We start from the raw sequence: 10,187 nt of genomic DNA, 5'->3' as shown, positions 1-10,187 counted from the left end.
CCAGCTCCTACAGGTCCGTGTTCCCCTGCGATGTCGCCGTACGGACGCGCCTCTGCCGGTTGGTCGGTCGAAGTCCATACGGCGTATGCCTGATGAGGTGACCCTGTGGGAGCTGGCTTGCCAGCGAAAGCGGGCTGTCAGCCAACAATGATGGCGCCTGATACATAGCCTTCGCTGGCAAGCCAGCTCCTACAGGTCCGTGTCAGGTTAACAGCGGGCAGTTGTCGCAGTACGGGCGCGCATCTCCCAATTGGTGATGCAGGCAGCACACCTTGCGCATCAGCAACGGCATGCCGCTCGGGCCGGGGGCCAGTTGCAGGAAGCCGTACAGCGGATTGCGCGTGCCATCGGCCCAATACCGCTCCCGGAACAGCCGCTCGCGCCATTGTGCCGCGTGGGGCATCTGGAAGTAATCGAGGGCCACATTGATGGCGGCCGCCACGTTGTTCCACAGCAAGCGCTGGGCTACCCGTCCGGCGCTGGCCAGTGCCTGTACCCATGGCGCGATGTCGTCAGTCAGCCATTGTTGTGCGAAGGCCAGCGGGTCGTTCAGTGGCAGCGCTTCGCCGGCAGCGAACACTTGAGCCACCGGCATGCCGTTGTCCAGCACGACATGGGGATCGTGCAAATGACAGCGCAGGTTTTGTGCGGCGGCGGCCAGCGGCAAGGCCAGCGTCACGCAGATCAGGTCCATCGACCATTGCGACACCAGGGCGGCCCGAGGCGCCGCGGGATAGTAGTGGGCATACAGCCCCAGCAGTTCGGCACAGGTTGACGGATCGCGAAATGCCAGCAGCCCACGCCCTTCGATGTCACTGCTCAGCCGGCAGGTGCTGCGCAAAAAAGCGCCGTCGAAACGAAACAACTGATCGAGCAAGGTTTCGTCGAGCATTCGGGCAGTGGTTTGAAGAGACGTCATGGGGCTTCGTAACTGAGTTTGAGAACTGTTAACCTACCACGTTTTTTGAATTCCGAAGACTCGACTCGGTGGGTCAATCCCCGGGTTTGCCAGGCAGGACGCTCTGATGTTCATCCATGATATGAAGTTGCTGGCCGCCCCTTATTGGTCAGCTCAAGGCCGCCGTCGCGCCTGGCTGACCCTGGCCATGGCGATGCTGGCGGTGGCCGGGATCATTGCGATCCAGGTGCGCTGGAACGAGTGGAGCCTGGGCTTCTATAACTCGCTGCAGAGTCTGGACGCCGCCGCGTTCGCCTATCACGTCGTGGAACTGCTGGTGCTCGACGTCGCCTTCATCGCCTGCACCATGGTCAAATTCCAGGTGCAACAGCGCTTGCTGATCAACTGGCGGGAAAAACTGACCCAGGCCTTCCTCGCCAAATGGCTCGACAGCCAACGCTACTACCGCAGCCGCTTTCACAGCGTGACCTACGACAACCCGGACCAGCGGATAGCCGAGGACTGCAAGATCTTCGTCGAGCAAACCCTGGACCTGGGCCTGAACCTGCTGCAGGCGATCATTCTGGTGGTGCTGTTCAGCCTGATCATGTGGCGCATTTCCGGCACGCTGGAGTTCGAAGTCGCAGGCCATGCGGTCGCCATCCCCGGCTACATGTTGTGGCTGGCGCTGATCTACGCCGTGATCGGCAGCGGCATCGCGCACTGGATCGGCAAACCGCTGATCGGCCTGAATTTCCTGCAACAACGCCGCGAGGCGGATTTCCGCTTCGGCCTGACGCGCCTGCGTGAAGACGCCGAAAATGTCGCGCTGTCCCGTGGCCAGGGCTGGGAAAGCAAGCAGTTGCTGGGGCAGCTTGGGCTGCTGTTGAGCAACTACGCCAAACTGGTGCGCTCGAAAAAGCACTTGCTGGGGATCAACGCGGCCTATGAGCGATTCGCCTTTACCCTGCCCTTGTTGCTGGTCTCGCCACGCTTCTTTTCGCGGGAGATTCAACTGGGGCAACTGACCCAGATCGCTTCGGCTTTCGGCGAGATCCAGGCTTCTCTGTCGTTTCTGATTCGCAGCTACCCGCAAATCGCCGAATGGCGCGCCACCAAGACCCGCTTGTGCAGTTTCTGGCGCGAGCTCGATGCGCTGCCCGCACCGACCGACCCGGTCACCGGCCCGGTCGCGGGCCTTCGCCTGCAGGCTTTCGCCCCCTTGAACGGGCACGGTCTGCCCTTGTTCGAACCGCTGACACTGAACCTGGCACCCGGCGAACGGCTGTTGCTGCGCGGCCCGTCCGGCGTCGGCAAGACCACCCTGCTGCGCTCGCTGGCGGGATTGTGGCCACGCCATCGGGGCAGCGCCGAACTGGACCGCGAGGGGCTGCTCATTCTGCCGCAGAAACCCTATTTGCCCGGCGGATCACTGCACGACCTGTTGCTTTATACCCGCGCAGACGATGCCATCGAGATCGACGACTCACGCCTGGACGAAGTGCTTGAATTGGCAGACCTGCAGCACCTGCCGTTGCACGACACCGGCGACTGGAGCCGGCGCCTCAGCCCCGGCGAGCAGCAACGCCTGGCGCTGGCCAGGGCCTTGCTGATCCAGCCACCGCTGCTGTTCCTTGACGAGGCCACGTCGGGGCTGGACGAAACGGCCGAGCGCCGGCTGTACGAGGCACTGGCGGCCAGCAAAATGACCGTGGTCAGCATCGGCCACCGCGAAAGCCTCGGGGCCTATCACACCCACGTGGTCGATGTGGTGCCTGTAGCCCTTTCGGAGATTCTCGAGCAGTCAATGTCGACTACAGTTCAAGGTGTTACCACTTAATCAGTCATGGATCCCTGGCCTTGAGCAGGTCAGGTGCGCGTACGCTGGAACCGCAACGGAGGGATGACTATGCACGGGTATGGAATGATCGGGGATTTACTCCATCTGGCCCTTTATTTACTGAGTATCGCGTTCTGGGCCCTGTTCTGGATCGTCTGTATTTTCAATGCCAAACGTCGCTTGAAAAGGCTGCTGGGGGCCCATGCGCTGTTGATCGGCCTGCTGTTTTTCCCGGTGTTGCCCGCGACTGTCGTCGGTGGAGCACTGATCGCATTCGGCATCGAAGGCCTGGTCTGGGGCCTGTGCATCGCCGGCGTTGGAATGCCGCTGGCCGGTTTGCAGTTTGTCCGGCGGTGCAACTGAGCCGGCGCTCTCCCCAGGGGATCTTCAGTGAACACAGGGTTTGTGTCCGGCACAGATCAAATGTGGGAGCGAGCCTGCTCGCGAGGGTGGCGGGTCAGTCAGTGATGCTCTGCCTGACCCTGCCTCATCGCTGGCAAGCCAGCTCCCACAGTAATTTGTGGTGCTCACGGATTTTGCGGACACACACTAAACCTGTAGGAGCGGCGGTGCGACGATTCGACTTGCCTGCGAAGGGGCGGCACATTCAACATCTATAGCGACTGACACACCGCCATCGCGAGCAGGCTCGCTCCCACATCGGGCGCAACTCAAATCAACAGATCCAGCGTATCGAACAACTCGACATCCTCCGGCCGTGCCGACCGGGCCCGGCGGCGGATGACCTGGAACAGGCAGTCGACGAAGCATTGCGCGGCGACACCCAACTGGGCATTGCGTGGAGTGACGATGCCGATGGTGTCGGTGGCGAAGGTTTCCGCCAGCGCCAGGCGCCCCACCCGTTCGCGGTAGATCGGCACGGTGAGCATCGGCTCCGGAAAGTAGCTGAGCATGTCGGTCTGCTCGATCAGCGATAACGTCAGCTGCGGCGAATGCGCGCGATGGATGTGTTGCATGTCGATCTGCGCGCCGTGTTGCCAGAACAGCTCGGTCATCAGGCCCTCGTGACTGGCATCGGGATAATTGACCACCCAATCCTGATCCAGCAAATCATGAATGGAACGGCTGTCACTGCGTGGATGACCGTGGCGGGCCACCACGGCCATCCGGTAGGAACAGATCGGCTCGCAGACGAACTCCGGGCGCGGCAGCAACGAAGACACCAGGCCCACCGCAAATTCCATGGTGCCGTCGCGCAAGCGCGGCAAGGTCACCGCCATCAACCCTTCGAAGACTTCCAGGCGCACACGGGGCATTCGCTGGCGGAACAGCGTGACCACTTCGGGCAACAGGGTCATGCCCATCCACGGCGAGATGCCCAGGCGCAAATGCCCCTCGGCCTGATCGCTCAAGTGCGCCAACTCCAGTTGCGCACGCTCGAGTTGACTCAGCATCTGCCGCGCATGCTGCAACAGCGATTGCCCGTATTGGGTCAGCACCACCCCGCTGGCGTTGCGCACCAGCAGCGGCAATTGCAGCTGCTCCTCCAGCTCGCGCAGGGCCTTGGCCACCGCCGTCTGCGAGACGTCCAGTTGCCGCGCCGCCGCGCGGATACTGCCGCAGTCGGCAATCATCACCAGCGCGCGCAATTGATGCAGCTTCATCCTTTCCTCCCTATCCCTGGGTGTAAACCCAGGGTTTTCAGCCCCGCTTTTTTGCGACTGCCGCGGTCTTCGCCAACTCATTAGGATCGCAGGGTATCAGTCGAACTTCCAAAAACGACCCATAAAAACGAGGAATTTTTGATGCTCAACCTGCCTGCGCTGCCCGGCATTCGTGCGCTCGAAGTCGAGATGATCGCCTTGCGTCGACACATCCACGCCCACCCTGAACTGAGTTTCGAGGAGTTCGCCACCGCCGATCTGGTGGCGGGCAAACTCACCGAGTGGGGCTTTGATGTGCACCGTGGTCTGGGTGGCACCGGGGTGGTCGGGCTGCTGCGCAACGGCCAGGGCGGCAAGATGATCGGCCTGCGCGCCGACATGGATGCCCTGCCGATCATCGAGCAGACAGGCCTACCCTACACCAGTCGTCACGAAGGCGTGATGCACGCCTGCGGCCACGACGGTCACACGGCGATGTTGCTGGCGGCCGCCCGATATCTGGCCGAGAGCCGCGAATTCGACGGCGCCCTGGTGGTGATTTTCCAGCCCGCCGAGGAAGGCGACGGCGGTGCGCAGCGCATGCTCGATGACGGGCTGTTCGAGCGGTTCCCCTGCGATGCGGTGTTCGCGATGCACAACATGCCAGGCCTGCCGGTGGGCAAGCTCGGCTTCCTGCCGGGGCCGTTCATGGCCTCCACCGACACGGTGAGCATTCGCATCGATGGCGTCGGCGGCCACGGCGCCATGCCGCACAAGGCGGTGGATCCGGTACTGGCGGGATCGGCCATCGTCATGGCGCTGCAGAGCATCGTTGCGCGCAATATCGACCCGCTCGACACCGCCGTGGTCACCGTCGGCGCGTTCCACGCCGGAATCGCCGCCAATGTGATTCCCGATCACGCCGAGTTGCAGTTGAGCGTGCGCGCCCTCAAGGCCCAGGTGCGCGATGAACTGATTGCGCGCATCACCGCCGTGGCACAAGCCCAGGCGGCGAGCTTTGGTGCCCGTGCCACCGTCGAAGTCGATGAAGCACAACGTTTCCCGGCGCTGTTCAACCATCCGCAAAGCACCGAATTCGCACGGCAGGTGGCACTGGACTGGGTCGGTGAGGACGGGTTGATTCGCGACATGAAACCGCTGACCGGCAGCGAGGATTTCGCCGTGATGCTCCAGCGCTGCCCCGGCTGCTACCTGCTGATCGGCAATGGTGACGGCGAAGGCGGCTGCATGGTGCATAACCCCGGCTACGACTTCAACGACGACTGCCTGGCGACGGGTGCCAGCTATTGGGTTCGGCTGGTGGAAACCTTCCTGGCCTGATTCGCCCTCGACAACCGGGTATCGCCCTCGCCTTCTGGAGTTCGCCACATGTCCACTCCCGTTTCTACCGTTATGCCGGCTGCCCCTGCGGTGCGTCGACCGATCGGCGCACGCGCCATCGCGGCCATCACCATCGGCTCCGGCCTTGAGTTCTACGATTTTTCCGTCTACAGCTTCTTCGCCACCCTGATCGGCCGGCAGTTCTTTCCCGTCGAGAGCACGTTGGGGCAGTTGCTGCTGTCGCTGGCAACCTTCGGCGTCGGCTTCGGCATGCGCCCCATTGGGGGACTGGTGCTGGGCACCTACGCCGACCGGGTCGGGCGCAAACCGGCGATGATGCTGACGCTGTGGCTGATGGCCCTGGGTTCGCTGCTGTTCGCCATCGCGCCCACCTATGCGCAGATCGGTATCGCCGCGCCGGTGATCATCGTGCTGGCACGGCTGATACAGGGCTTCGCCATCGGCGGTGAAGTCGGTGCTTCCACCGCGATGTTGATGGAGCATGCGGACGACAACAGTCGCGGCTACTACGGCAGCTGGCAACTGTTCAGCCAGGGCCTGAGCTTCCTGCTCGGTGCACTGGTGGCCCTGGCGCTGAGTTCGAACCTGTCGCCCGAGGCGCTGGAAAGTTGGGGTTGGCGCTTGCCGTTCGTGCTGGGCATCCTGGTGATTCCGGTCGGCGTCTACATTCGCCGCCATCTGAAGGAAACCGCCGGTGATGCTGCGCCAGGTAATCAGGCAACGTCCGGCCTGCGAGCGATCTTCACGCGCTATCGTCGAACGGTGCTGACCGGTGTGCTGTTGGTGATTGGCAGCACGGCATCCAGCTACATCGTGCTGGATTACATGACCAACTACACGGTCACAGTGCTTCACCTGCCGATGAAGATGGGCACCACTGCCGCTTGCCTCGGCGCATTGGTGCAGATCAGCCTGTCGATCTGGGCTGGGCGGTTGAGCGACCGCATCGGCCGTCGCCGCACTGTTGCCCTGGGCGCGATTCCGATGCTGTTGCTGATCTATCCGGCGTTCATGTTGATGAACCAGTACCCCACGCTGGGTACGCTGTTGGCTGTCTCCCTGGTTACTACCCTGTTGCTGGTGTTGATCACCGTGCCGACTCTGGTGCTGGTGACCGAGCTGTTTCCGCGCGCGATCCGTGCTACCGGGTTGTCGATTGTCTATTGCCTGGGGGTGTCGGTGTTTGGGGGTTTTGCGCAGTTTTTTGCGACCGGGTTGATTGGGTTGACGGGGAATAATAATGCGCCGGCGTTATATGTGATGGTGTGTTTGGGCATGACGTTGATCGGTTTGGCGATGACCAGGGAGACGGCTGGAAGGCCGCTGGACTGACCTGGATCCGACGGGGCAGATCAAGATCAAAAGCCAAAGCAGACCGCAGTTCCCTGTAGGAGCGAGCCTGCTCGCGATGGACGACAGAACGCCGCGTGGTGTCAGGCAGCCAGCGTTATCGTTGACGACCATTGCGAGCAGGCTCGCTCCTACAATTGGGCCGTGTTTATCGGGAAGGTATTGGTCGGCTGTCAGGCGTTGCGCAATGACTTCCATGATGCGTTTCTGGCACCGCAACAGCAGCACGCGTTATCGTTGGCGACCATCGCGAGCGAGCTCGCTCCTACAAAAATAAGGATGATCAAGGCATGACCACGCTCGACACTTCCCTGCAAGATACCGCCGCGCCGGACGGCGTTTGCTACGGCTGCGGCGGCAGCAATCCCCACGGGCTGCACATCAAGAGTTACTGGCACGAGGACGGCGAGCACGTCGTGGCCGAGCATGTGCCGGATGACAAGTATTGCGGCTGGCCGGACCTGGTGTACGGCGGCTTGATCGCGATGCTGGTCGATTGTCATTCCAACTGGACGGCGATGGCCTGGCACTACCGCGCCGAACAGCGCGAAGTCGCCAGCCTGCCCCGCATCAATTGCGTCACCGGCAACCTGGGCATCAAGTTCATCAAACCGACACCCATGGGCGTGCCGCTGACCCTGCGGGCGAAAGTGGAAGGCGAAGTAGGACGCAAGACCCGCGTGATCTGCGAGGTCTACGCCGGGGATGTGCTGACGGCGGTGGGCGACTCGGTGTTTGTCCGGGTCGATACCGGGCAATTGGCGGACTCGGCGCATGGGCGCTGATGGGCCGCTGAAAAGAACGCAGCCAGCGGTCCAGCACATAATCCTGCCGGAGCTGCCGCAGGCTGCGATCTTTTAATTCACCCGTTACGCCTCGCCCCACCCCTCCAGGACGTTGAACGCATCAATCGTCGTTGTCGTCGCGATCGCGGTAACGACGGTGATCGCGATCATAGTCACGACGATCATATCGGCGGTCATAGCCTTGATCATTGTCATCCCCTTGGTCGTAGCCGCGTCGATGATCATGGTCGTGGTATCGGCCGTACCTTTCTCCATCATCCCAGTGAGGGCCGCAGCCTCCCAACAAGAAGAAACTGAAAATGGCCAGGGTCATGATGATTGCGCGATTCATTGGAACGCCCTAAACGTTGGAGGTATTGAAAAGTTATGGCTGCCCGGAATTTTTCATCCGGACAACGTTCAGCCCTGGCTATGACCATTAAGTAACTTAATGATTCCACGGGGAAATGCACCTGTTTGAGCAACGCTGAACATACGTGGGTATTAAGTCGCACATACCAACGCACGGCAGACACCTCCGGGCGTCACCAAGACGCCCATGCACAGTGAGGAATATTACGAGATGCTGGGCAGCCTCCATCCACTGGGGCGCATGGGCGAAGCCAGCGAAATTGCCAGCGCCATCCTGTTCCTGGATTCGGCGGCGTTCATTACTGGAGAAATCCTGCACGTCGACGGCGGCCAGAGCGCTGGCCGGTAACGCACGCTAGCAGAGGTATCAATCAGTTGTTGGACGCTATAACGCTTTTGTCCACTGCTGGCGGCGTCCAGCGGCCTTGAGTGATTGCTTCTTCCGGCCAATAGGCTCGCAGGAAGAGCGAGAAATCGGCAGCCTTCGGTACCGGCAGCCAGTTGCTTTCCTTGTCCACACCCGGCGACTCGGCCTGTACGTAGAACGTCAGCGACCCGTCAGCGTTGATCTTCAGGTCCTTGTTCTTGGTGCCGAGCGAATAACGGTTGAGCGGGTTGGGCACGAAAAAGTGTGACGCGTCATACGCCGTCAGCGACCAGAAACCCTTCACCGGCGGCACTTGACCTTTGGCGAAGGTGACGGTGTAGGTATTCGCACCGTTGAGTCGCATGCCGGCGGCATCCAGGTCCTGATAGAAGTAGCGCGTCTCGTTCGGTGCATTGACCAGAATGTTCGACTTCGCTACGGCGGTGCGCGTGAAATAGTCGGTGCCGAAGCGCGCGCCGTTGGTGATGGTGGTCCAGTGATGCGGCAGCGCAATGCCCCAGTTGCGGAACTGCAGCAACGGGTCGACCAGTTCCCGGTCCGCTTTTTCCGCCTCGTCGATCATCGCCTGCTTGAGCGCGGGATCTTTCTGTGCAGCGGCGATCACCGCCAGCACTTGTGCGTAGCGCGCCTCTTCTCCTGCCAGTGGCGGCGCCAGGTCCAGCACGAGCGGCAATTGATCGAAAAAGACCTCGGGGCGCACCCAACGGGTTTCGCCCGTGCCGTCAGCGCGCTTGGGGAATATCGGCAGCTTGCGCCAGTCGCGGCGTTTCATAGTGCCGTCGTATTCGGCCAACGGGTAGACGTTGATACCCTGGATCACCTCCTGCACCGCTTGCCTGTCCTGCGGTGTGTCATCCTGGAAAACCCGCGGGCCGATGAAGGCGGCATCGGACCTCGCCCGGATCACCTGGGCGATACCCTTGGGCACTTCGCCTTGCCAGTTCGGCCCGACGACCAGATAGAAGCCCGGCTTGGTGCCGTACATCGCACCAAGGCCGGCGATGCTGTCTGTACGCAGGTCGGAGAATTGATAGACCCAGAAGCGCTCGCCGAAGTCCGGCACCTGGATCACTACCGGACTGACGTCGAGTGCCATGTAACCGGCGCCATACACGACATCCTGGTTAGGGCAAGCGATGGCGCGTTGTTCCGGCTTGATGTAATCGCTCAGCATGGTCACGCGATTGAACGGAGACATCGGCAGCACGCCACCGACGAGCCCCTGCTCGGGCGCCTTGGTATTGGCCAGGCGGCGGTTGTAGATGTTTACCATTGGCCAGGCCCAGAACCAGGCGTCGCGCGCCACCAGGCGCGCGTAGGGTTCGGTAATCCGGGTATTGGCGTCCGGACCCGAAAGCGCGGTCATTGCCTGCACTGGCGTTGCCTCTGTGTGGGCAAGTGCAGTCGTGGCAGCAGCACTCAACACGGCGGCAAAACCGAGTGGCAGCGCCAGTGCAATCATCCTGGAAGTTTGTAACATCGGTGTTTCGGGCGCCGTCGGACTCCAAAGGCGCTCCAGTCTGTAGCGGCTAGGCGGGTACATGGCTCCTTGCTCCTTACGTGTCGTTTTTATTGTAAATTCAGAATG

Annotated in this window: 9 protein-coding genes and 1 pseudogene; 6 read left to right on the top strand and 4 right to left on the bottom strand. The window is 61.6% G+C overall.

Annotated features, from left to right (window positions below):
* Positions 1-202: 202 nt before the first annotated feature.
* Positions 203-919 (bottom strand): siderophore-iron reductase FhuF, encoded by a 717-nt coding sequence (gene fhuF / locus GPL81_RS30215; RefSeq protein WP_246219009.1) that lies wholly within the window; start codon positions 917-919, stop codon positions 203-205.
* A gap of 106 nt (positions 920-1,025) precedes the next feature.
* Here fhuF and GPL81_RS30210 point away from each other — a divergent pair, with 106 nt between their 5' ends.
* Positions 1,026-2,738: an ABC transporter ATP-binding protein/permease gene (locus tag GPL81_RS30210; protein ID WP_160109736.1), complete on the top strand. Its 1,713-nt coding sequence runs from the start codon at positions 1,026-1,028 to the stop codon at positions 2,736-2,738.
* A gap of 69 nt (positions 2,739-2,807) precedes the next feature.
* Positions 2,808-3,101: a hypothetical protein gene (locus tag GPL81_RS30205; RefSeq protein ID WP_160109735.1), complete on the top strand. Its 294-nt coding sequence runs from the start codon at positions 2,808-2,810 to the stop codon at positions 3,099-3,101.
* Between the two features lie 308 nt (positions 3,102-3,409).
* Here GPL81_RS30205 and GPL81_RS30200 read toward each other — a convergent pair whose 3' ends face one another.
* The gene (locus GPL81_RS30200; protein ID WP_160109734.1) at positions 3,410-4,363 is read right to left on the bottom strand and encodes a LysR substrate-binding domain-containing protein; all 954 of its coding nucleotides are present in this window, start codon (positions 4,361-4,363) and stop codon (positions 3,410-3,412) included.
* Between the two features lie 141 nt (positions 4,364-4,504).
* On the opposite strand from GPL81_RS30200, the gene GPL81_RS30195 reads away from it, so the two are divergent.
* The 3 genes from GPL81_RS30195 (at position 4,505) to GPL81_RS30185 (ending at position 7,839) form a co-directional block, all read left to right on the top strand.
* The gene (locus tag GPL81_RS30195) at positions 4,505-5,683 is read left to right on the top strand and encodes a M20 aminoacylase family protein (protein ID WP_160109732.1); all 1,179 of its coding nucleotides are present in this window, start codon (positions 4,505-4,507) and stop codon (positions 5,681-5,683) included.
* 48 nt (positions 5,684-5,731) lie between these two features.
* Positions 5,732-7,036: an MFS transporter gene (locus GPL81_RS30190; protein ID WP_160109730.1), complete on the top strand. Its 1,305-nt coding sequence runs from the start codon at positions 5,732-5,734 to the stop codon at positions 7,034-7,036.
* 308 nt (positions 7,037-7,344) lie between these two features.
* On the top strand, positions 7,345-7,839 hold the full coding sequence (locus GPL81_RS30185; protein ID WP_096510428.1) for a PaaI family thioesterase: 495 nt from the start codon (positions 7,345-7,347) through the stop codon (positions 7,837-7,839).
* Between the two features lie 121 nt (positions 7,840-7,960).
* Here GPL81_RS30185 and GPL81_RS30180 read toward each other — a convergent pair whose 3' ends face one another.
* Positions 7,961-8,191, bottom strand: a complete 231-nt coding sequence (locus tag GPL81_RS30180; protein WP_121102518.1) for a hypothetical protein — start codon at positions 8,189-8,191, stop codon at positions 7,961-7,963.
* A 186-nt stretch (positions 8,192-8,377) separates the two neighbouring features.
* Here GPL81_RS30180 and GPL81_RS30175 point away from each other — a divergent pair.
* A pseudogene (locus GPL81_RS30175) lies at positions 8,378-8,560 on the top strand (SDR family oxidoreductase); the annotation flags it as partial.
* Between the two features lie 22 nt (positions 8,561-8,582).
* Here the strand turns inward: GPL81_RS30175 and GPL81_RS30170 are convergent.
* Entirely contained in the window at positions 8,583-10,079 is a 1,497-nt protein-coding gene (locus GPL81_RS30170; RefSeq protein ID WP_160109727.1) for a DUF1254 domain-containing protein, read from the bottom strand.
* Positions 10,080-10,187 lie beyond the last annotated feature (108 nt).

This window comes from Pseudomonas izuensis, assembly GCF_009861505.1.
Classification (GTDB): Bacteria; Pseudomonadota; Gammaproteobacteria; order Pseudomonadales; family Pseudomonadaceae; genus Aquipseudomonas; species Aquipseudomonas izuensis.
The sequence above is the reverse complement of the archived record's forward strand: the minus strand, read 5'-3'. Positions and strand labels throughout refer to the sequence as shown.

Coding starts and splice junctions, on each gene's coding strand:
- fhuF (WP_246219009.1), bottom strand. CDS start 919: ATGACGTCTCTTCAAACCACTGCCCGAATGCTCGACGAAACCTTGCTC.
- GPL81_RS30210 (WP_160109736.1), top strand. CDS start 1,026: ATGTTCATCCATGATATGAAGTTGCTGGCCGCCCCTTATTGGTCAGCT.
- GPL81_RS30205 (WP_160109735.1), top strand. CDS start 2,808: ATGCACGGGTATGGAATGATCGGGGATTTACTCCATCTGGCCCTTTAT.
- GPL81_RS30200 (WP_160109734.1), bottom strand. CDS start 4,363: ATGAAGCTGCATCAATTGCGCGCGCTGGTGATGATTGCCGACTGCGGC.
- GPL81_RS30195 (WP_160109732.1), top strand. CDS start 4,505: ATGCTCAACCTGCCTGCGCTGCCCGGCATTCGTGCGCTCGAAGTCGAG.
- GPL81_RS30190 (WP_160109730.1), top strand. CDS start 5,732: ATGTCCACTCCCGTTTCTACCGTTATGCCGGCTGCCCCTGCGGTGCGT.
- GPL81_RS30185 (WP_096510428.1), top strand. CDS start 7,345: ATGACCACGCTCGACACTTCCCTGCAAGATACCGCCGCGCCGGACGGC.
- GPL81_RS30180 (WP_121102518.1), bottom strand. CDS start 8,191: ATGAATCGCGCAATCATCATGACCCTGGCCATTTTCAGTTTCTTCTTG.
- GPL81_RS30170 (WP_160109727.1), bottom strand. CDS start 10,079: ATGTTACAAACTTCCAGGATGATTGCACTGGCGCTGCCACTCGGTTTT.